Here is a 21,807-nt window from a genome sequence, read left to right as displayed (position 1 = left end):
CCTCGGATAAAAAAGTTCTCCGCTGACTTCGTTTTTACTTGGTCTGACAGAGACCTTATAAACTTTTTTGGACAAGATTTGTTGGTAGGTATTGTTAACCGAAAACACTTTGACAAATCGGGGAAATGGCAAGGTCAAACCTCACTCCTCTATTTCCCCGATGGGAAACTTGAAATAAAAAGTCCTAAAGTAAAGGGGTTTTCGCATACCATAAAAATAAGACTAAGGGACATTATCGGTCTCAATCCTGAAGGATTGAAAGCAAGTGGAGAAATCATTGATTCTCAGTTTGTTGAAGGTAAGTCTCCCAACTTTGACATGGGAAACATTTCCAAACACTATCATGAAGATTATGAGGAGCTTTTAACCTATCTAAAAAACGATGTAAATCTTACTGAGGAAGTGCATTTGAACTTTAAAAATAACCTTGAAAATCTTATGAGGGAAGCAGGACATTCAGTAAAGTTTTTAGACCCTCATTACACTATGGGAAGAATGTCAGCCCACGCCTTCACTTCTTTCATCTATAGCTTACACCCAAAGATGGAAGAAGCTATTTGCAGACATGGAGTTTTTCCCGATTACATTCCACTAACTGAAGAAGGTTTGAACATAAACACTAAAAAACCTGTAAAACCTAAAATAAAAGGACTAGGGGTGAATGGTAAATCTTTTTATGCTCACAGAGTAGAGGGGTCTTCATGGACTTTAGGACTTGTCTATGGGGGAAGATGTGTGAATGAAAGACCTTATGAGAACTATGCTGAAAACATTGCAGACATAGACCTTCAAGGTTGCTATGGGACGGCGTTAGTCTCCCAACCCTATTTTATTGGGAGACCTAAGATTTACTTTCAGGATAATGTCAGCAGACCTTTAACCCTTCGTCAGTTTCTAAATAAAAATGAGAAAGAGTTTGTTCCGTATGGTTTCCAAATATTCATATCTGGACGCCTAAGTTTTGACCAAGATTTATTACTATCTATGGACATTAACAAGGAGAAAATGAAAAAACTTTTTAACGCTGAAACTGAGGATTTAGCAAAGAAAGTTGAAGATTCAATAAATCTATGTTTGGCGAGAAATGAACTCTATCATACAGTGATAACGTGGGAACTTCTTGAAGTCTTACGAAAAGTTTGCACCAACAAAGAAATGAGTGAGTTATTAGATTGTGAAGTTGAAGCTGCTTGCTGGTTCCCTAAATCTTGGATAACGAATAATCCACAGGAGTTTGTAAGCAAATCTTTGAAAGGGAAAATATATCGTAGAAAGAAAACTAACCGAAGAGGTTTATCTTCAGTTGAAACTGGAGGGTCAAAAACCTGTTTGAGAGTTATGATTGGCGACTACCTGGAACCTATTCTTGACAAAAGAATGGAGTTTAAACATAGAGGAGAAAAGTCTAAATCAGATGGTTTGAAACTTCTCATAAACTCACTTTATGGAGTAATGTGTTCTAGGTTTTTTGACGTTGGAAATACATTGGTAGCAAATAACATCACAGCCGCCGGAAGAATAGGTTGCTGGCAGATGAATAAAGCACTTGACACTATTCTTTCAATCACTGATGGGGGATTATTTGAAATAGATAAGGTAAGGGTGTTGAAAAGGGGAAAACGACCAGGTTTAAACGTTCTTGCAAATAGGTCAATACTCAACAATCACAGAAGCATCACAATAACTTCTGTGAAACCAAATGAAGACATTTTATTACAGCACATTAAAGACTTTTGGCGAATGTATGAACTTCCCTTCAGGTTCAAAGTAGAACTAAAATCTCACAGAAATCAAAAGATTTTTAGGTCTGTTTCATGGATAAATAAAGCAGATTACACAATCTTTGATGAAGAAGGAAACTCTATCATTTCAAAAGTAAGAGGAGTCAATCCTTCAGGATTGAAAACAAATCCCAAAATAAAGCTACTTGAACAACTAAATGAGGAAAAGGGTGGGGAAGTAGATTTTTCTAAAGTCTTGGAAGATGTTGAGACAGGGAGATTTTCAGAAAAGGAAATCCTAAGCCTCAAGAAAGCACTTATTTCTAGGGAGGATAATCTTCATTTGGTGGGGTTCAACGTAGAAAAGGATTTTTACTTCCGATTAGGGCTTACTCATCTCCCTGTGAAGACCTTGAAAGATTTTAGAAAACTGAAAAAACAGGATAGAACATGGGTTCTAATCAAGAATGAACCGTCTCCGCCTTTTTTCAGATTTTAGAGGGGGACAGGACATCGCTGAGATTACTACGTAATCAGGGTTGCGCGGATTTTAGACCTTTTACTTGCCCTTAACAAGGGAAAATGGAATAACCCCCAAGAGAGTTTTATCAAAACGTGGGACAATCTTTTGTGAGGTATTGAAAGGAATGGCAAACCAAGAGCAACTAAGAACACTTAAAAAAGAGGGCGTAGAGGTTTGGAATCTATGGCGAGAAGATAATCCTGATGTGAAAATTGACCTCAGTGATGCCGACCTCAGTGGAGCTAACCTCTCAGGCTCTAATCTCAGACGAGCCAACCTCTCAGGAGCTAACCTAAAAGGGGCCGGCCTCGTTCAAGCCGATTTCAGAAACGCCTACCTCGATAGCTGCAGACTCGAAGACACCAAGCTCAGTAGAGCCGATTTCAGAGGAGCCTACTTCTACTTCACAGGAACCTACTTCAGTGGAACTAACCTTAGTGGAGCTAACCTCTCAGGAGCCAACCTCAGTGGAGCTAACCTCTCAGGAACCGACCTCTCAGGAACCGACCTCACAGGAGCTGACCTAAAAGGGGCCTACCTCAGAGGAGCTAACCTCAGTAGAGTTCGAGCGTTACGGACTAACTTTGATGGGGCAACCTTGACTGGAGCTTGTATACAAGATTGGAATATCAACAGTGAGACTAACCTAGAAAATGTAATCTGTGACTACGTCTACTTAAGACAAGACCAACAGGAACGTAGACCTCATGACCTTAATAGAAACTTTGAGCCTGGCGAGTTTACCAAACTGTTTCAAAAGGCATTAGAAACAGTAGACCTGGTATTTTTGGATGGCATTGATTGGAAAGCCTTCCTTCTCTCTCTCAAAGAGTTACAGAATGAATACGGACAAGAAAATGTTGATGTTCAAGGAATAGAAAAGAGACCAGGTGGAACCTTTGTTGTTCGCATTGATGTCCCCCCTGAAGTCAACAAAGCAGAGATAGAACCCAGATTCCGCACTTCAAAAAGTAGCATTAAATACTACAAGCCTGGGGTTAACAATTAAGTATAATTGCTTAAGCTCTTGAAGACAAAAAAGTGGGATAATTGTTTAAGTTGTTTCCTCTGTAAAAAAAGAGCGAAAAATGTCTTATTTAGAAGAAATACAAGTTAAAAATTTAGACCATTTAGGGATAGTAGCTGGTTTAATTGATGAAATAGGAATAGTCAAAATAATTAATAATAAATTAGGAATAGATGTTAGAGAAAAAATCTCAGCAGGTACAGTAGTTAAGTCTATTTTAATCAATGGACTAGGATTTGTTTCAAGACCTCTATATTTATTCAGTCAGTTTTTTCAAGATAAAGCCATTGAGAAATTGTTAGGAGAAAGAATTAAACCTGATTACCTTAATGATGATAAAATTGGGAGAGTAATGGATGAATTATATAAATATGGACTAAATGATATTTTTATTGAAGTAGTTTTAGAAGTAATTAAAAAATTTAAAATAGACCTTAAATACTCCCATTTAGATCCCACATCATTTCATTTAGATGGAGAATATAAAAGGGAAGAAGATAAAGAGAAACAGGAAGAAGAAAAAATTATTAAAGAAAGACCAATTTTTATTAAGAAAGGATATTCTCGGGATCATAGACCAGACTTAACACAATGTGTCTTGGATTTAATAACAAGCCAAGATGGAGATATTCCATTATTTGTGAGAGTAGGAGATGGAAATGAATCTGATAAAGCTGTATTTGGAAACGTTTTAGTAGAATTCAAAAAGCAAATAAAGTTTGATAGTATCATGGTTTGTGATAGTGCTTTATATGGTCAAGAAAATCTCCAACTAATCCAACATTTAAAATGGATAACGAGAGTTCCAATGACCATAAAAAAAGCAAAAGAATTAGTGCAAAATATAGAGGTGGAAGAAGTAAAAGATGAAGATAAAGAAAAAAGAAGTGACCTAAATTTAGAAAGTTATACCTGGAAAGAAGAAATTGTTACTTATGGTGGAATCAAGCAAACTTGGTTAATAGTCTTGAGTGAAAAAAGACAGAAAAGTGATTTGGAAAAACTAGAAAAACAACTTTCCCAAGAAGAGAAGAAATCCCAAAAATTTCTTAAAGAAATACAATCTGAAGAATTTGAACATCCTCAAGCTGCTCGATATAAATTAAAAGCTATTAATAAAAAATTGAGATTGTTGGAAATAAAAGAAGTTGAACTGATTGAAACTTACTCGAAAAAAAAGGAAAAGATTTATAAAATGATTAGTCTGATCATCAAAAAAGATGAAGAGATAAGTAGAAAGACTAAAGAAGCAGGAAAATTTATTTTAGCAACTAACTTAGTAGAGGAAAATAAATTAGAAGCTAGTGAAATTCTGATAACTTATAAAAACCAGCAATCTACGGAAAGAGGATTTCGATTTTTGAAAGATCCCTTATTTTTTACTGATAGTTTCTTCGTTGAAAAACCAGAAAGAATAGAAAAAATGTTATTTTTAATGTCTTTGTGTTTGTTGATTTATAACTTGGGGCAAAGAGAATTAAGAAATTGTTTAAAAAGAGTCAAAAAAGGAATAAATAATCAAGTAGGGAAAGTAACATTGCGTCCGACTTTGAGGTGGATATTTCAATGTTTTCAAGGTATTCATTATGTGATTTTAAACGGAGTTAAACAAATTGTCAATTTAACAGAAGAAAGGCGTTTTATATTGAGTTTATTACCTGCATCTTGTCAAAGATATTATCTATAAATTGAATTGGATAAAGCAAAAATAATAAAAGAATAAGAGTCTAATGATATCAAATGAGAAGAGGAAACTCTCCTTCGTTTGTGCTGAGTCTTGCTAAGTTTTCAATGAGTATAAATCTTCTTAATTTGATTATTTTTCCTAAAAATTTAATAAAAAGAGAAATATTCTTGCCCAGGTATGATTTTCGGACTTTTTAAAACTATGTATTTTTTTATACTACATTTTGAAGTGCGGAATCTGGGTTATTATGATAGCCTCATGGAAACAGTTTATCTCTTAAAATCTCCTGCTAATGCTCAACATTTAGAAGAAGCGATCGCAGAATATAAAGCAGGTAAAACACAAGAACATAATTTAATCGATGCTTGACATACTCCCCCGTTAAACTGCGTTGTAACGGGGGATTCTTTCCACATCACTATTAGAAATTCCTTGCTCAACGAGACGGCTTAAATTCTCAACGTTGCCATTAAGAACCCAGAGGTCGGACTCTCCCAAGGCGTTTGGGTACGCCAGTTGCTCTACTTGGGGAGACCCCAAGACCGCACTGGCTCCGGTTTCTGTATGCCCTACAGTACCGTTGAGATGTTCTCCCAAATATTTCAAACCCTTTTTAAGAATATTAATTGCTGCGTTATGATCCCTATCTAAGACTGTTTTACAGTTAGGACATTGATGAGTTCTGGTACTTAATGATTTCTGAACTCTTGTGCCACAAACCGAACAATCTTGACTGGTGAAATCCCGAATTTCTCACAAAATCTGCGATCGCCAAACACAGAAGCCTTACAGGAAGTGGGTTTGAACAGAGCGATCGCAGATTTCCCCAACCAACAGTCTGTTGTCAGATTTTAAGTTAAAATCAACCCGAATTAGACAAAGATGAAAAGATAAATCAATCACTCATTTTTCCAAAAAAATTATTAATAAAATCTCTAATAGTACTAGATTGTTAGAATAAAATATGCTATAATTTAATTATTAAAGCAATTTACCTTAAACTGATTTAATGAGTCCCAGTCATCCCCGAACCCCTCGTCAAGTAATCAACTTTAGTAAACAGAAAGGAAAAGAAATAATCGCTAATTTTGATGGGGGACTAATCACTTCAGATGCGGGGATTGTCTGGATAGCTGAGTTGGATAAAAAACTGGGAATTACCGAGAAGTTTGGTAACTGTTTTCAAGATCATCGTCATCAATCTTATGTAGATCATTCCGTTCATGAGTTATTAGCACAAAGGCTTTATGGAATTATTTTAGGCTATGAAGATGTCAATGACCATGATAAATTACGTCACGATCCTGCCCTTAAGATCGCTTTAGAAAAGCTTAATAAACTTGAAGATAAAAAGGGATGGTTAGCTGGAAAAAGTACAATTAATAGATTGGAATATTGTCCTGAGACTATTCTCGACCAAAAAACGAGTCGTTATCATAAAATAGAAACCAACTTTGAAGCCATTGAAAAATCTTTTGTCGAATTTTTTTTTAGAGTCTTATAAAAAACCTCCCTTAAGTATTATATTAGATATGGATGTCACGGATGACCAAGTACATGGTAATCAAGAAGGGGCATTTTTTAATAGTTATTATCACGGAGTATGTTATGCTCCTTTATATATTTTCTGTGGGCATCATTTATTAGTTGCTAAACTTCGTTCATCTAATGTAGATCCAGCCGATGGAGCCTTAGACGAATTACAAAGAATTATCGGACTAATTAGAGAAAAATGGTCAGAGACTCATATCCTAGTTAGGGGTGATAGTGCCTATGCCCGTGAAGAAATCTTCTATTTTTGTGAAAATCAGCCTTTAGTTGATTATGTTATAGCTATGGGAATAAATGGCGTTCTTAAGTTACGAGCGGATGATGTAATTGAAAAAGCCAAACATGAATATGAAAAAAAACTAGCTCCAATAACTGAATTAATGGATAGTTTATTTCAGAAAAAAGAAGATTTAGAAGAAGTTAAAAAATTAGTACCAATTTCTACTTGGTATCGCTCTATTCGTTATAAAACAGAAAAGTCACGGAGTTGTCAAAGAAGAGTAGTGACAAAAGTTTGTTATGGAAGTGATGGCTTAAAAATGCGCCATGTGGTGACATTTTTGCCCGCTTCAAAAATTCCACCCTCAAAACTTTATACAAAAAAATACTGTCCGAGAGGCGAGATGGAAAATCGGATTAAAGAACAACAATTAGACTTGTTAGCTGATAGAACTTCAACTCAAACATTTCAAAGTAATAAACTAAGATTATGGATACATTCCTGGGCTTATGTTCTCATAAATGCTTTTCGTCAACACTGTTTAAAAAAAACTTCATTGGCTAAAGCAACTGTGGGAAGAATACGTCTAAATCTTCTTAAGTTGGGAGCCAGAATAAAGATTAGTTGTAGAAGAATTATTATCGCTATAGCTAGTGCTTGTCCTTATCAAGATATTTTGTCTATTGCTAACAAAAGAATTAAAACTATTCCTAATACGGGATAAGTAGAATAAGTTGTTTTTTAAAAAAGATATCTATCATAAGTTGTTGACTGACTGATACTTTTATTTAGTCTTATTTATCGTGGAGAAAATCAAAAGTTAATATAATTATTCCCTCTTAAACTCAATTTTTGGATAATCAAAGTCAATTTTTTTATTCATCTATATTCAAAATTTCTATTAGTCCTAAAAATTATCATTTTTCATCTCTGGATTGGGCTTTCAAATTAATTTGTGAGAAATCCGGGAAATGGGGCGGCACAGCAATACAAACAATACGATAAATCTTAGCAAAATAATTCAACCATTCAGTGAATTGATACCAAGAAGCATCACTAATTGACTTAGAAAATTTACGGTTCTTTACCAAGTTTCTAACTTTTAAAGCCTCATAGACCACCAGATCATTAGATTGGACTAACGCCAAAGCATATTTAATTGCTTTGTCTTCACGCTGTCTTGATACTTTAAGATGAAGCTTGGCAACTTTTACCCGTTGCTTGTGGTAGTTGTTAGACTGTTTCTTGCCTTTACGGAAACGTTTTGATAATCGTCTTTGTGCCTTTTTAAGACGCTTTTCTGATCTCCTTAAATAGCGTAGATTATCAACAGTATTTCCCTGAGCATCAGTATAAAACTCTTTTAAGCCCAGATCAATTCCTGTTACTTGTCCCGTTGGTTCATGGTTTTCTTGACGTTCTACATCAATTAGAAACTGGCAATAATAACCGTCAGCACGTCTAACAACTCTTACCCGTCTAATCTGTTGTTCTGAATAATAAACTAAGGTTCTTTGACTACACCATAAATCAAATTCTCCGGCTTTAAAACCATCACTGAATTTAATTTTACGTCTGTCATCGGATAGCTTGTATCCTGTTAGTTTATACTCAACAGAACGACTATATTTTTTAAACTTAGGAAACCCTTTCTTCCCTGATATCTTGGCACGACTGCTTGGTGCGGCGACATGCGCCATGAGATGGCGCGTCGGCGCTCCGCAATTCTGGTAGAACCTGTTAATTGATTGCCATGCCCTATCAGCAGCGGATTGACGGGCTTGAGAGTTTAATAAAGTTACCCAAGGTGTGTCTTTATTTTTAGCTAAGGTGATTTCCAAGAAAAAGTTTCCCACCCATTCTCAGAATCTGTTTGTAGAACATCTCAAATAAGCGAAAAGGGAAAAATAAAAAGTTGTTCGCGGATACTTTCCGCGAACAAAAACCTCCCTATCTAAAAGAAAGAAATACGCTAACTTTTAAATTAGCTTTGACTATTTTTAAAAAGGAAATTCACTTAATTTTACACTCTTATTAACTTTTTAGACTAACTGGGTCTAATCAAAATATCCCATTTAGGTAAGTGAGGATTACGTTCTAAACGTTTCTCAATTTCCTTCATCTCTTTTTTCGTTAAAGAAATGCCTTTTTGATAAACTTTTTTACTTAACTTAACTATCGGATTTAAGCCTTTCCATGTCATAGTTTTTACCCAAGCTAACATCGTTTGAGCATTTCTCAGAAGTGTTCCGTTCCAATGCCTCTCTAAAATTCCCCAACATCTTTCTATGGGATTATATTTACTGTGATAAGGAGGAAAATATAGTAATTGAATAGATTTCTTAGTTTGGTCGGCAAACTCTACCATTCTCTTCAAAAATTGCCTTCTTATTCCACTATTTTCTGGTCCATTATCAACTTTAATTTGGATGTTCTCTAGTTGCTGCTTTTCAGTTATACTAAGACTTGTCCACCATTGCTCCAAGTTATTTACCATGAAATCACTCGTTTTATAAGAACTTCCAAAAGTTACATAAAGTTGCCCTGTATCTTCATCTACAATCCCACAAGGAACGTATTTTTCTTTAGTTCCCATATCATGATCTTGAGCTTGATTATAACCTCTGGTTTGTCCGCCACGTGAATATTCTCCTATTTCCACAGTTGCTTTACAATCCATACTTAAACGTTTCACAGAAGGGTCTTTTTTTCTATCTTTTTTCTCTATATTCTCGAAGATAGCGTCCGTCTCCGAGATTTTTTTTTAGGTTTAGCTTTTACCACTTTTCTTAATCGATAGCCCAAACAATTTAAAATATCTGCCATTGTCGAAGCAGCAGGAACCTCCCCTCCATTATATCCTAGATTTCTTAATTGTTTAATGGCTTCAGCCGCCGTTAATCTTGTATAGGCAATGGGGTTATTAAATGTGGGGTTTTGTTGTGCGTGAGCTTCGGCTATTTCTTTCAATGATTGGGCAACTATTGGGTATCTTTCCTCCCATTTTTTACATCCACTATTGACTGATTGTAATCCTAAACACACTATCCCAGTTCGTTTTTCATGTAATCCAAGTTGAACATTTTTTCTCCCCCAACCAAACACGATTTCGGTTTGTCTGGCACTTCCTCCACAATACTTGAGACACATTTCAGCTTGAAATGAACGACGCTCTGCTCCCGTCATTTTTGAGGCTGCTAAACGTAAATCATCGACCATCGACGGGGTTAAGGGATGATTTGTCTGTTTTAGCTTCAATTTACTCTCTCTAATCTTTTTACCTCTTCATTTTAATCTATTTCTTCTGTTTTTTCAGACAAGCCAATTATGAAATTTTAAAGTTGTGTACCAAGATCCGCTAACTCTCTGTTCCTTTTATTTCTTGAAAGCCTTTAGTCCAAGCGATTACCCCCTATGGGAAAAGCTTTCTCGGAAATCACCTTAGGTGGTTGACCGTAAAGTAACCTGCGCTGATAAAAATCAGAATCTTTAGATACGGTTATAAATCCATTTAAACGCGCATATTCCCAAATATCTTGATCAGGAAAACCTTTTAATTTATAATCTCGAACATGAATACTATTGAGAAAATGTAAAGCTAACAAGATTGGTAGTTTAGGAGATAAATTTTCATCAAATAGTAATTTTATGGGGAATAGTTGTTAAGCGTCGATCGCGATCAGCAGCAAAGGCAAAACAAGCTTGTATATCCTCAAGGGTTAGATCAGGAAAATCGTCTAATACTTCCTCAATGGACATTCCTCCACCTAAATAGTCGACAATATCAGCTACAGCGATACGAGTATTAATAATACAAGGTTTTCCACTGCGAATGCTAGGATTAATGACGATGCGATCGCGATAATTCATGACTAAAGATATATATTGTTATCTTTATTGTATCAAACAAAGAATTACTCAATAATATTGCTCATCAAGACAATAAAAACAGGATTTTATCTTTTTTCGATTTATGCTAAACATTTTAACGAAAACTTTCCCAGATTAACTAATTGTTATCCCGTCAATAAATGAGGTATTGTTATGAACAATTTTAAGGAATTAGATATGGTTGCTTTAACAGAAGATAGACAAACAACTCACTTTGAAACTGGCGTACCTATTACCCTATATAAAAGACAAGTCGGAACCATTGTTATGGAATATGATGGTAAAGCATTTGAAGTAGAATTTTCTAATAATGATGGAACAACCTATGCAATGGAAACAGTACCAGCTAATCAATTAATTTTATTACATTATCAATTAGTGACAGCTATTGCTTAATTTATTAAAAAATAAGCAATGTTACCTTCATCTCAATTAAATTCTAAGATTGAAGCATATTTTTTTACTAAAGTATTAAAATAAATCCTTCCTCATTATATTTCGAGGTGAGTTATTGCCAAAATAGTTTGCTTTGGAAGCTATGAGTTTAAAATCAAGACTAAGATACAAATTTATCGCAATAGTATTATGAGGATTTACTGTTAAAAAAACATAATTCATCTTCATCTGTCTAAAATAAGATAAAAGATAGGATGTCAATTTTCGAGCAATACCCTGATTTCTATATGAAGGAGCAACTGCTAGGGCTAAGATCCAAGAATCTAATGTATTTATTTTTGGACAACCTATCGTATATGCAACAATTTTACTTTCTGGGTTTTTAGCAACAACAAATAACTCACCACATACATCATAAAACTGTCGTAAAACGAGAAATGAATAACCTTCATGACCAAAAACTAGATTCTCTAAATAGGGTTTGCTGAATAAAAGCAAAACCCTATTCTTTAAAAGGTTACACCCATATTCGCGATCGCAAAAAAGATCAGCTTTGTCGGCTACAAACCGCTATAATTGGTAGAAACACCTCCCAGTTGTTGGTCAAGAACAAATGTATCGAAAAGAGGAGCAACCTTTACCGCCCCCAGAAAAATTTGAATTACCTTTCGAGGGCAAATTGTCCCCCAATAATCGTTGGGTAATCATGGCAGAGTTGATACCTTGGGATGATTTTGAGGAAGAATATGCTAAACTTTTTTCAGCAGAAAAAGGTGCGCCAGCCAAACTATTTAGAATGGCATTAGGGACATTAATTATTAAGGAAAAATTAGGAACAAGTGATAGATAAACTATAGAACAGATTAGAGAAAATCCCTATCTACAATACTTTATAGGTTTAAATTGTTATCAACAAGAGCCACCACTGGAATCTTCAATGCTAGTTCATTTTAGGAAAAGAATTGATGGAGAATTGATAAACAAAATCAATAAAAAAATAGTAAAAAGAGAAATAGACAAGAGTGATAAAGAAGTAAAAAAAAAGGATTGTCTCCAAGAAAAAGGAGAAAAAATAAAAAATAAAGGTAAACTAATTTTAGATGCGACTTGTGCGCCAGCAGACATCAAATACCCAACGGATTTAGGCATATTAAATCAAGCCAGAATTGAGACAGAAAGAATAATAGATAATCTTTATAAACCATTAAGAGTAAAATTGAGAAAAAAGCCGAGAACTTCTAGAAAAATTGCTAGAAAGGAATACTTAAAAGTAGCTAAAAAACGAAAAGTATCTTATCAAGAAAGAAGAAAAGCTATCGGGAAACAGTTAAAATACCTTAAGAAAAATTTAGGAAATATAGAAGACTTAATTCAAGCTGGGGCTTCCCTGGAAAATCTGAGTAAAAGACAGAAAAATTGTCTAGAGACTATCAAAAAAGTTTATGAACAACAACAGTCAATGTGGGAGAATAAGACCCAGAGTGTTCCTCAAAGAATTGTAAGTTTAACTCAACGGCATATTCGTCCAATAGTGAGGGGAAAAGCAGGAAAACCAATAGAGTTTGGAGCTAAACTCTCAGTAAGCTGTGTAGATAACTATGTGTTTCTAGAAAAAATAAGTTGGGAAAACTTCAATGAATCTTGTCATTTAAAAGAACAAGTAGAAAAGTATAAAGAAACGTTTGGCTATTATCCCGAATCCGTCCATGTAGATAAAATTTATCGAACTAGGGAAAACAGAAATTGGTGTAAGGAAAGAGGGATAAGAATCAGTGGTCCGAAGTTAGGAAGACCTCCGAAAAATGTCAGTGAAGAAGAAAAGAAACAAGCCCACTCCGATGAATGCTTCCGTAATGCTATTGAGGGAAAGTTTGGACAAGCTAAACGAAGATTTAGCCTAAATCTCGTGATGACAAAACTCCCTGAAACCTCCATTACATCTATTGCTATTACATTTTTAGTTGTCAATCTTTGTAAACTTCTGAGGCAGTTTTTGTCGCTTTTTTTGTCCTTATTTACTAATAATAGAACAGGGGAACTCATCAAACCGCCTTTCATTAATTTTGATTATACTTTAAACAATTTTTATGTACTAAAACTTATTGATTTGTCAGAAAATTCTTGGTCAAAAGTGGCATAAATTTTGGAGAAACTTTTTCAGCAAACCCTAAATAAGGCTGAAAAGCAGGGATTTGAGGTTGCTTATTCTAACGAAGCTTTTGAGTTATGGTATGTCTTACACTTTGAGTTTTTAAATTCACCTATTCCTCGAAAAGAGTACCTGAAGAAGTTAAATACATTATTAGGTAAACAGTACACAAAAAATAGTGATACTATCTATGATGAGTTATTGGATAGACAAGAAACTGCTATTAGAAATTCTGAAAAGTTACTGAAACAATATCATAAATCTAATCCTGGTCAAGATAATCCATCAACCACAGTACATTTATTAGTTAAAGCACTTAATCAACAATTATAGAAGATAACAAAAACCTATAATGATCAAGAAGTTAAGGAGATTCCTCGTACCTCGGAATGACCATTGTTAATTGTTAAAAAGGACTATTGGCCAAACAGGAAGGAGCGATCACCAAACAACAGTTAGAAGAGATGCTGAATAAACATCTCAAGTAGTGGGTAAGGTTGGAGAGTTTAGTCTCTCTCCCTTAAGCATCTTGTGCAATCTTTTTTTTCATATATTCTCTGTATTACAAAGATTCTTTTTGCTCTTCTAACAGCATTTCCATAACTTCTTTGCTGAGTCAAATCCTAGTTATAACTAAAACTGGCGATCCCCTGATAACATTGTCAATCGATGAATAATTAAACACGAATTGGAGAATCTGCGAAGCCCCAATTTAGCATAAGTTGTCCAATATTTTTCCATTCAGAATGTAAAGACTCTTCAACCATAGAAGGAATTGTAAATGAAGATTGAGTATTGAGATAAGTAATTGTATTTTCTAGGATTTTTTGACCAAAACCTAATGAAATCTTACACTTACATGATTTTTTCTTAGGATCAGGATCACAACACGACCAATTTTCATAACACCATTCATCAATATCATTGGAATAATTTGGCAGTTTATCAAGTTTATCTTTCCAAAAATCTTTGACTGAACTCGGTTCATTAACTATTTTTTTAGTCTTGTTCCTTCTTTGATATCTAAAAAATTTCGTATTTCTTTTACTGAACTTTCTTCAATTTTTTCTAATTGTTTAAAAGGGTTTTCTCTATCTCCATTTTTAGACATAAGTTCAGATAAAATTGAAAGAGGGATTAAGTTTTCAAGTTCACGAACGGGTAAAATATAAAGTAGCGTCGTAACGGAAGTATTATCATCTTTTTGTTTAATATTTCTAGCTGTAGAACCTAGACTACTATTAGGAGATAACTTATCACTATCAACAATACATAGACACAATCTTTTTTTCTTATTTTGAATATTCTCATATACAGTTGATATTGTATTTCCTCCTCCTAAGGATGGTTCAAATTTTGGTTTAATATTTAATCGTTTCCATTTACAAAAAGTTTCAGCGATTATTTTATAAAATTCAGTATCTTGTAAATTTTTACACAACAGTATAGATTTTTGTATTGTTTCTGAATCATTGAAAAAAGTGTAAGGTAATTTAATAATATCTTTTCCTGAATTAGAATCTATTTTATTAACATTACAAGGATGAATAATTTCAATATATCTAGAGACATGGGAAAGATAAGCTTTAAATTTAGGTCTGTCATTTAATATTTTTTTATAAGAAATTTTGGCATTTTTAGATAAGTCTGAACATTTTGCAATTATTTTTAAAGTGTTTAAATCTGCAATTATTGAATGTTTGCCTTCACGTCTTGCAAGTGCTAAATTTTCAAGAGCTATAATAAGATCATCTGGCCATGAATTAGAATTTTCAAAACTCTGGACAACAGAAACATCAATTTTAATCAACATATTAAATAAGATCCATATCAAAAAATCCTAATGGCCAATCTTCGCTTAAATAACCCTCAGAATCAAATTGACTTGTCCTGACTTTTATTTCTTTAGATTGATCAGATTTATAAAATAATACTATATTAATATCTTCTGGTAAAATGTGTTTTTCTGCAACCAGATATCCTAATTTATTAATTAGAACTTCGCTATGGGTTTCAATGACTAAACGTAAATCAATCCCTCTTTCTTTTGCTGCTTCAATTGATTTAACAAATACTTCAGCTAAAACTCCTTGTAAACGGGGATGTAAATGTAATTCAGGCTGTTCAATAGGGAAAATAACAGGACTATTATATCGGAAACCAGGAGGACGAATTCTTGAAGAAGTCTTAGTAAACTCACTCAGAAACCATAACTGAGTAATAATAGGCAAAATTTGAGAAAAACCAAATCCTGTATCAGCAACATTAAAAGATTCTTTAGAATCTTTAGAAGGTCGTATTTCTAAAGAAATTAATCCTTGACTTGTTGTGATTAGAGGTTCAAAACCAAAATTATTAAGTGTCCAAGTCCTAAATTCTTTCAATTCTCCATGTGTTAAATTTCGGAGAAACATTGGTAAATTAGTTCCCTGATAATCTACCTCATCTACTGCTAAATCTTGTGTTCTATAGTAACGCTCTGCTGTTGCTCTAACTGGACCCATATAACTAATTTTAGTAGCAAAATTAGCTAATAAATCATCACATTCTTCTAGTAACCAAGGTACTGAGTTAGCGATAATTAAATCTCTAAATTGCCTAAATTCATTAGATTCTATTGTCCATGAGTTTACGCTTTTCTTCCAAGTTTTGGTAGAAAAAGGATTATTTTTAATATCTTGAAGCATAGTTGCTGAATCTCCAATGACAAATGAAGATATCATTTTGAAAATAGTAGTTTCTGATGTAAACTTATGGGCTTTATTTTTTGTTATTTGAAAAAGTTTACTGAATAATTGTTGAAAAATAAATCTTGTTCTATTGACTCTGTTCAAAACTCCTAAGTTGAGAATTTTCTCTTGATTATTTGAAAATTCTCTTACTTGCGGTAACATAAATTTATGACCCAAATCAAACAAAATATATTTATCACCTAACATTTCTAAAATATCAAAGGAATTTACTAAAAAGCAAGAGATTTTATTCTCTTTGTTTATTTCAAGTTGAATTACAGAATCGGCAAATTTTATGATCAATTTATGTATTATAGTAATCTGTTGTTTTTTCTCTTCTAAAAGCTGTAAAATAACAGAAACATCAATGGGATTAAATATTAATGGTCTTCTACTTGACCAGAATATTATTTCTTCGTCTGTATTTTTTTTTTAAGCATTATTTTTTGGAAAGGAAGGAATTTCAAATTTAAACTCTAAACAAATATCCTCTTCAGAATGCTTTTGATGAGCATCTTTATAGTTGCCGAAATCCACTAATCGACCATTCCATAAAACCGGTCCAATGGTTCTAGACTCAACACTTTGCTTAAGTAAAGGAAAGAAACGCAAAAAGGTACTTTTCCCTGAACTATTTTCTCCCACAAGTATCGTAATGGGTTTAATTTTAATTTCCCCGGTATCTGATAAACAACGTAATCTTTGTAGTCGAATAGAATCCATAGTTTTGTGGTAATTATTTACTACTCTATTCAAGAAAAAACGGCAGAAGAGTGAAACTTCTACCGTTGCTTGAGGGTTAAATCTGAATAATTACGAGTCGGTAGCTTTAGCTAAAACTGGTTGTTGTTTCTCATTAGAAACCACTTGAACTTTGCCATCTTCGCCGATATCAACTACAGCGACATCGCCTTCGCCAACTCGTCCGGAAAGAATTTCCTCTGCTAAGACATCCTCTAAGAGACGCATAATAGCACGACGTAACGGCCTTGCACCGTAAGCAGGGTTATACCCTTCTTCTACCAAGCGTTCCTTGAATTTATCGGTAACTTGTAGAGTAATCTCTTTCTCGGTTAAACGTGCAAATACTTCCTTGAGAAGAATTTCGGAAATCTCCTTGACTTCTTCTTTGTTCAACTGACGGAAGACGATAATCTCATCTAAACGGTTGAGGAACTCAGGTCTGAAGTATTGCTTCAATTCTTCGTTAACTAGGTTACGTATACGGTTGTACTGTGCCTCATTTTGGTCGTCTTCAAACTCAAATCCGAGGCCACCGCCACCCTTCTCAATGACCTTGGAACCGATGTTAGAGGTCATGATTAATAAGGTGTTCTTAAAGTCCACTGTACGTCCCTTAGCGTCGGTTAAACGACCGTCTTCTAAGATTTGTAGCAGCATATTGAAGACATCGGGGTGTGCTTTTTCGATTTCATCGAATAAAACAACGGTATAGGGACGACGACGAACAGCTTCCGTGAGTTGTCCCCCTTCGTTATAACCCACATATCCTGGAGGAGAACCGATCAACTTAGAAACCGTATGACGTTCCATGTATTCGGACATATCCAGACGAATCATGGCTTCTTCTGACCCGAAGAAGTACGCTGCTAAGGACTTGGTTAACTCGGTTTTACCCACACCAGTAGGTCCAGAGAAGACGAAACTAGCAATAGGACGGTTGGGGTTCTTTAAGCCTACTCTTGCCCGACGAATAGCCCGAGAAACAGCTTTAACTGCGTCCTCTTGACCGATCAAGCGTTGATGTAAAGTATCTTCCATGTGGAGAAGTTTTTCGGATTCTGTTTCCGTCAACTTGTTCACAGGAACACCAGTCCAAGAAGCCACGATTTGGGCGATTTCTTCAGCATCCACAAAGGGTTCTGCGCTGTCTCCTTCTCCTTTCTTAGCGGTGGAAATAGAGCGAATTTGCTCTTTAATATCCATTTCTTGATCCCGCAATTCTCCAGCGCGATCGAAGTCTTGGGAGCGAACTGCGTCATCTTTTTGCTTCAAGATAGTGCGTAGTTCTTTGTCTAATTCCTTGGCCGCAGGAGGCAGTTGAGAGTTAATTAAGCGAACCCGTGATCCTGCTTCATCGATAAGATCGATGGCCTTATCAGGAAGATAACGGTCAGAAATATAGCGATCAGAAAGTTTCGCTGCTGCATCTAAAGCTTCATCTAAGATTTTTAGCTTATGATGCTGCTCGTAGCGTTCCCGTAGTCCAAAGAGAATTTCTACGGTTTCATCAACGGAGGGTTCACCCACCATTACGGGTTGGAAACGACGTTCTAGGGCTGCATCCCGTTCGATGTGCTTACGGTACTCATCGAGGGTGGTTGCCCCAATACATTGTAATTCGCCCCGTGCTAGAGCAGGTTTGAGGATATTAGCAGCGTCGATGGCCCCTTCAGCAGCACCAGCACCGATGAGGGTATGAACTTCGTCAATAACTAGGATAACGTTTCCAGCTTGACGAATTTCGTCCATAATTTTCTTGAGACGTTCTTCAAATTCCCCACGGTATTTGGTTCCGGCGACCAATAAACCGATATCGAGGGTAACGACTCGTTTTTCTTCGAGAATGTCGGGAATATCTTTGTTAGCGATGCGTTGAGCTAACCCTTCTGCGATCGCTGTTTTACCCACACCGGGTTCACCGATGAGAACGGGGTTATTTTTGGTACGACGACCGAGAATTTGGATCACACGCTCGATTTCTTTTTGTCGTCCAACTACGGGGTCGAGTTGACCCTCACCGGCTAACTGGGTTAAGTTGGAACCGAATTCATCGAGAGTGGGGGTTTTTGTGCGTCCTGGTGTACCACCACCGGCGGCAACCTCTGCGGTTTCACCTAACTGACGAATAACTTGGGTTCTGACTTTGGAGAGGTTAACACCGAGGTTTTCGAGAACCCTAGCGGCCACCCCTTCCCCTTCTCTAATTAGACCTAAGAGAAGGTGTTCAGTACCGATATAGTTGTGTCCTAACTGTCTGGCTTCCTCTAAGGAGAGTTCCAGCACTCGTTTTGCTCTTGGGGTAAAAGGAATTTCCACAGCGACGAAACCTGAACCCCGACCAATGATTTTCTCAACTTCAATGCGAGCGTCTTTGAGGTTAACCCCCATTGATTTGAGAACTTTGGCGGCGACTCCGGTACCTTCACCGATGAGGCCAAGAAGAATTTGTTCTGTCCCGACGAAGTTATGCCCGAGGCGACGAGCTTCCTCTTGCGCCAGCATTATTACCTTGATGGCTTTTTCTGTAAAGCGTTCAAACATATCTTTATTAATCCATCACCTGTTACTTGCCCTTGTTAGCTGATTTTAGCACAGCTTTTTTGTCGATATTACTAATGTTGAATTTTGTAGCATTAACTACTGTTGTTCGATTTGTTCTTGATTTTTTTGGTGGTCATTCCTCCATTAATAATATTTTAGGGTCTATTGTTTTTATGATTTTGACACAGAATTTTTGATTTGTTCGCTCAAATCATTAAGATGATCTAAATTTAACCGATAACTAAGGGGATGGGCAATGAGGCGAGCCGTACTTTGGAATAGGGTATCCACCTCCACCAGTCCATTCTCTTTGAGGGTACGCCCTGTGGAAACTAAGTCAACGATCGCCTCTGACATTCCAGTAATTGGACCGAGTTCAACCGAACCATAAAGGGGTATTATCTCTACCGGTAGGTCTAGCTGTTGAAAATAAGTTTTAGCACAGTTTACAAATTTTGAGGCAATCTTGCTATTGGGGGGTAATTCTCTGGGGTTTTGGTAGGGACTGGTTTTGGGAACAGCTACGGACATCCGGCAACCGCCAAAGTTTAAGTCCCCTAGATGGGCAACTTCTGGGCTTTTTTCTAGTAGCAAATCGTAGCCTACTATGCCTAGTTGTGCTTGTCCGTATTCCACGTAAACAGGTACATCGGTGGCTCTAACTAAGAGTCCTTGGGCGGTATTTGTAGGATCTGTTATTTGTAATTGACGGTTTTTGGAGTCTAAAAAGGCACTAAAATCTAAGCCAATGCCTTTAAATAGTTCAATGGAATCTGATAATAATGCCCCTTTGGGTAATGCAATGGTAATCATTATTGATAGTTTCTAGGACTATGTTTTATTTTATAGCAATTTGTATTGACTAAAATTTAATGTTACGCAACTAAAATGAAAATGTTATATTATTGGGAGAAAGATAATAATTACAATTAGGGCTATTAGGACCATTCATTTACCTATTTAAGGATAGAACCTATAAAAATAATTGGTCAATATAAATTTTAAACCGTTCAATTTTTTCCCTTTCGTCATCTGTTAATAAAACATTTACTTTAAAAATAAGCTCACCTTCTTCAGAGATATCAGCAATAACTCGGTTTCTTAAACTTGCTCCTAACTCTTTCTCTGCTGTTTTCCATAAAGAAACTTGAGGACTTTCTAAAATGTCTAGATTTTGCTGTAAAAAGTCCTTTTGATAATCGTAAGGTATCCAACCAATCTCAGATTTTAAGGCGTTGATTAATGTTTCCGATAAAATATCAGAATTGGGTTTTTCTCCTCGACTTTTTAACCATAAAACCCAAGAACAAAATGCCATTAACGTATTCTCTAAATTTCGGGAACAATAGACGATAGTTTCTAATAATTCTTGAGAAAAGTTAACCCCTAACCGTCTCAGTCCCCATTTATATTTGTCGAAAATTTCAACCACACCATCATCAATATATTCGTAATAGACTGCTTTCCTTAAATCAATCATTACCTTCGATTGACAATAGTGTCTTTAACATTGCCGTACATAATGCACCTTGAGACACTTGATTAAAACGAGCAAACATGGGAGAGGTATTCAGTTCGAGGAAAACCAATTTTCCTGTTTGTGGATCACTCTTAAAATCAGCGGCCCCAAAATCCATATTCAGTTTAGCCGTGAGAACCCGTAATGATTCCACCTCTGAGGGAACCTCCCCTAAAAAGATCACCTCTGCATCTTGTTTAACTCGATAATCAAGGGAATTACTGCGCATTTCAAAAGCCAATGCTTGATTACCCACAATATAAATCCTAATTTCTGGAGATACCAGTCTATTTTGGACAATAGCAAGATTAGCAGCACAACCTGAACGAAACTCAACCCCGTTTAAAAGTTCTTCTAACCCATAACAATAATCCCCACCGGCCACCGGTTTAGCGATCGCTGTTCCTGGAGTATATTGCCGTAAAGATGCTTCTTCGTTGGTAATCATGGTTTGAGGAATCTCTAAACCGCATTGTTGTGCCAGTACCAAAGTAGCACCTTTATTGCCACCCATGGGAGATTGATGACGATTAAATAGTCTAATCTTCGGGTCAGATAATAACCATCCTTGCAGGGTTTGATACCAACCCATGGCCCGTTTTGCTACCTCTGGCCGAGAGTCCTCCATCCCGGCAAAAACATCATAACGAATGAACGCACCATAAGGCTTGATTTCTTGATTATTGACCTTGAGAGAACCTTGATTAACTTGCCAAGATAGGGGAGGACTATCTTTGACACCGTGGCGAAGGTCTTGCACCACAATACCAGCTTGTTGAGCAGTGGCCACCAATTGACCCAAATTAGGATCTGAGTGGCCACCTGCTATCACCAAGGTTTTGCTGGGATCTAAATCAACCATTAATACCGTCCAAAGGGAGAACTTTCTTCTCCTATGGCTAAAGTAGTAAATTCAGGTTGTTCTTCCCCTACTGCACGAGTTGTGGGTTGACTTTCTTCTCCCGCTGCACGAGTAGAGGGTTCTTCCTCTCCCAATGCGTAGGTAGTAAATTGAGGTTCTTCTTCTCCTACTGCACGAGTTGTGGGTTGAGGAGGTTGAGGTGGACCTTCCTCTCCTAATGCACGACTAGTGCAGCTTAGCAAAA

Annotated in this window: 19 protein-coding genes and 5 pseudogenes; 9 read left to right on the top strand and 15 right to left on the bottom strand. The window is 35.9% G+C overall.

Translation table 11 applies throughout. The features are described from left to right. The first annotated feature begins 81 nt into the window (after positions 1-81). The 4 genes from CWATDRAFT_RS04695 (at position 82) to CWATDRAFT_RS04680 (ending at position 5,327) form a co-directional block, all read left to right on the top strand. Positions 82-2,220: a DNA polymerase gene (locus CWATDRAFT_RS04695; RefSeq protein ID WP_232287007.1), complete on the top strand. Its 2,139-nt coding sequence runs from the start codon at positions 82-84 to the stop codon at positions 2,218-2,220. Between the two features lie 148 nt (positions 2,221-2,368). Then, on the top strand, positions 2,369-3,253 hold the full coding sequence (locus CWATDRAFT_RS04690; protein WP_007303916.1) for a pentapeptide repeat-containing protein: 885 nt from the start codon (positions 2,369-2,371) through the stop codon (positions 3,251-3,253). A gap of 79 nt (positions 3,254-3,332) precedes the next feature. Continuing rightward, positions 3,333-4,958, top strand: coding sequence for an IS1634-like element ISCwa1 family transposase (locus CWATDRAFT_RS04685; protein WP_007303915.1), 1,626 nt, complete (start codon positions 3,333-3,335; stop codon positions 4,956-4,958). Between the two features lie 201 nt (positions 4,959-5,159). Next, entirely contained in the window at positions 5,160-5,327 is a 168-nt protein-coding gene (locus CWATDRAFT_RS04680; RefSeq protein WP_081450923.1) for a type II toxin-antitoxin system Phd/YefM family antitoxin, read from the top strand. 12 nt (positions 5,328-5,339) lie between these two features. On the opposite strand, the gene CWATDRAFT_RS39360 is transcribed toward CWATDRAFT_RS04680, so the two are convergent. Beyond that, positions 5,340-5,564 carry a transposase gene (locus tag CWATDRAFT_RS39360; protein WP_232287006.1) on the bottom strand — a complete coding sequence of 75 codons (225 nt, stop codon included), beginning with the start codon at positions 5,562-5,564 and terminating at the stop codon, positions 5,340-5,342. A 63-nt stretch (positions 5,565-5,627) separates the two neighbouring features. Continuing rightward, a pseudogene (locus CWATDRAFT_RS39355) lies at positions 5,628-5,708 on the bottom strand (hypothetical protein); the annotation flags it as partial. Between CWATDRAFT_RS39355 and CWATDRAFT_RS40965 the strand changes: the two are divergent. Together CWATDRAFT_RS40965 and CWATDRAFT_RS35495 are read left to right on the top strand one after the other, a co-directional pair. Beyond that, the gene (locus CWATDRAFT_RS40965; RefSeq protein WP_268742168.1) at positions 5,688-5,813 is read left to right on the top strand and encodes a hypothetical protein; all 126 of its coding nucleotides are present in this window, start codon (positions 5,688-5,690) and stop codon (positions 5,811-5,813) included. The pseudogene CWATDRAFT_RS39355 and the gene CWATDRAFT_RS40965 sit on opposite strands and share 21 nt — an antisense overlap. Positions 5,814-5,967: 154 nt before the next feature. Further along, a pseudogene (locus CWATDRAFT_RS35495) lies at positions 5,968-7,453 on the top strand (IS1380-like element ISCwa5 family transposase). A 244-nt stretch (positions 7,454-7,697) separates the two neighbouring features. On the opposite strand, the pseudogene CWATDRAFT_RS04660 reads toward CWATDRAFT_RS35495, so the two are convergent. From CWATDRAFT_RS04660 to CWATDRAFT_RS04640, 4 genes and pseudogenes are all read right to left on the bottom strand, one after another. Beyond that, positions 7,698-8,558 (bottom strand): annotated as a pseudogene (locus CWATDRAFT_RS04660) (RNA-guided endonuclease InsQ/TnpB family protein); the annotation flags it as partial. 218 nt (positions 8,559-8,776) lie between these two features. Further along, a pseudogene (locus tag CWATDRAFT_RS39350) lies at positions 8,777-9,879 on the bottom strand (ISAzo13 family transposase). A 242-nt stretch (positions 9,880-10,121) separates the two neighbouring features. Beyond that, a complete protein-coding gene (locus CWATDRAFT_RS04645) occupies positions 10,122-10,334 on the bottom strand; it encodes a DUF5615 family PIN-like protein (RefSeq protein WP_007303908.1) in 213 nt (70 codons plus the stop codon). Positions 10,335-10,362: 28 nt separating this feature from the next. Continuing rightward, on the bottom strand, positions 10,363-10,599 hold the full coding sequence (locus CWATDRAFT_RS04640) for a DUF433 domain-containing protein (protein ID WP_007303907.1): 237 nt from the start codon (positions 10,597-10,599) through the stop codon (positions 10,363-10,365). Positions 10,600-10,773: 174 nt separating this feature from the next. Between CWATDRAFT_RS04640 and CWATDRAFT_RS04635 the strand changes: the two genes are divergently transcribed. Further along, positions 10,774-11,016, top strand: a complete 243-nt coding sequence (locus CWATDRAFT_RS04635) for a DUF4926 domain-containing protein (RefSeq protein ID WP_007303906.1) — start codon at positions 10,774-10,776, stop codon at positions 11,014-11,016. Between the two features lie 75 nt (positions 11,017-11,091). On the opposite strand, the gene CWATDRAFT_RS04630 is transcribed toward CWATDRAFT_RS04635, so the two are convergent. After that, a complete protein-coding gene (locus CWATDRAFT_RS04630; protein ID WP_042711181.1) occupies positions 11,092-11,514 on the bottom strand; it encodes a GNAT family N-acetyltransferase in 423 nt (140 codons plus the stop codon). A gap of 115 nt (positions 11,515-11,629) precedes the next feature. Here CWATDRAFT_RS04630 and CWATDRAFT_RS04625 point away from each other — a divergent pair. Together CWATDRAFT_RS04625 and CWATDRAFT_RS04620 are read left to right on the top strand one after the other, a co-directional pair. Continuing rightward, positions 11,630-13,156: pseudogene (locus tag CWATDRAFT_RS04625) on the top strand (IS5-like element ISCwa2 family transposase). 3 nt (positions 13,157-13,159) lie between these two features. Continuing rightward, positions 13,160-13,498, top strand: a complete 339-nt coding sequence (locus CWATDRAFT_RS04620; protein ID WP_007303904.1) for an RloB family protein — start codon at positions 13,160-13,162, stop codon at positions 13,496-13,498. Positions 13,499-14,156: 658 nt separating this feature from the next. On the opposite strand, the gene CWATDRAFT_RS04615 is transcribed toward CWATDRAFT_RS04620, so the two are convergent. The 8 genes from CWATDRAFT_RS04615 to CWATDRAFT_RS04580 form a co-directional block, all read right to left on the bottom strand. After that, positions 14,157-14,978, bottom strand: a complete 822-nt coding sequence (locus CWATDRAFT_RS04615; protein ID WP_007303903.1) for a hypothetical protein — start codon at positions 14,976-14,978, stop codon at positions 14,157-14,159. 1 nt (position 14,979) lies between these two features. Continuing rightward, positions 14,980-16,200 carry an AAA family ATPase gene (locus CWATDRAFT_RS04610; RefSeq protein WP_007303902.1) on the bottom strand — a complete coding sequence of 407 codons (1,221 nt, stop codon included), beginning with the start codon at positions 16,198-16,200 and terminating at the stop codon, positions 14,980-14,982. 129 nt (positions 16,201-16,329) lie between these two features. Then, positions 16,330-16,620 (bottom strand): AAA family ATPase, encoded by a 291-nt coding sequence (locus CWATDRAFT_RS04605; RefSeq protein WP_007303901.1) that lies wholly within the window; start codon positions 16,618-16,620, stop codon positions 16,330-16,332. 90 nt (positions 16,621-16,710) lie between these two features. Beyond that, complete coding sequence (locus tag CWATDRAFT_RS04600; protein WP_007303900.1) at positions 16,711-19,182, bottom strand: ATP-dependent Clp protease ATP-binding subunit; 2,472 nt, start codon at positions 19,180-19,182, stop codon at positions 16,711-16,713. Positions 19,183-19,353: 171 nt separating this feature from the next. Beyond that, complete coding sequence (gene hisG, locus CWATDRAFT_RS04595) at positions 19,354-19,995, bottom strand: ATP phosphoribosyltransferase (RefSeq protein ID WP_007303899.1); 642 nt, start codon at positions 19,993-19,995, stop codon at positions 19,354-19,356. A gap of 160 nt (positions 19,996-20,155) precedes the next feature. Continuing rightward, the gene (locus CWATDRAFT_RS04590) at positions 20,156-20,662 is read right to left on the bottom strand and encodes a hypothetical protein (RefSeq protein ID WP_007303898.1); all 507 of its coding nucleotides are present in this window, start codon (positions 20,660-20,662) and stop codon (positions 20,156-20,158) included. Beyond that, complete coding sequence (locus tag CWATDRAFT_RS04585) at positions 20,655-21,563, bottom strand: ATP-grasp domain-containing protein (protein ID WP_007303897.1); 909 nt, start codon at positions 21,561-21,563, stop codon at positions 20,655-20,657. The genes CWATDRAFT_RS04590 and CWATDRAFT_RS04585 overlap by 8 nt, the downstream gene beginning before the upstream one ends. Then, positions 21,563-21,805 (bottom strand): hypothetical protein, encoded by a 243-nt coding sequence (locus CWATDRAFT_RS04580; protein ID WP_007303896.1) that lies wholly within the window; start codon positions 21,803-21,805, stop codon positions 21,563-21,565. Before CWATDRAFT_RS04580 ends, CWATDRAFT_RS04585 begins: the two co-directional genes overlap by 1 nt. Positions 21,806-21,807 lie beyond the last annotated feature (2 nt).

It is taken from the genome of Crocosphaera watsonii WH 8501, from assembly GCF_000167195.1.
In the GTDB taxonomy this organism is placed as follows: domain Bacteria; phylum Cyanobacteriota; class Cyanobacteriia; order Cyanobacteriales; family Microcystaceae; genus Crocosphaera; species Crocosphaera watsonii.
This window is presented reverse-complemented; position numbering and strand designations above follow the sequence as displayed.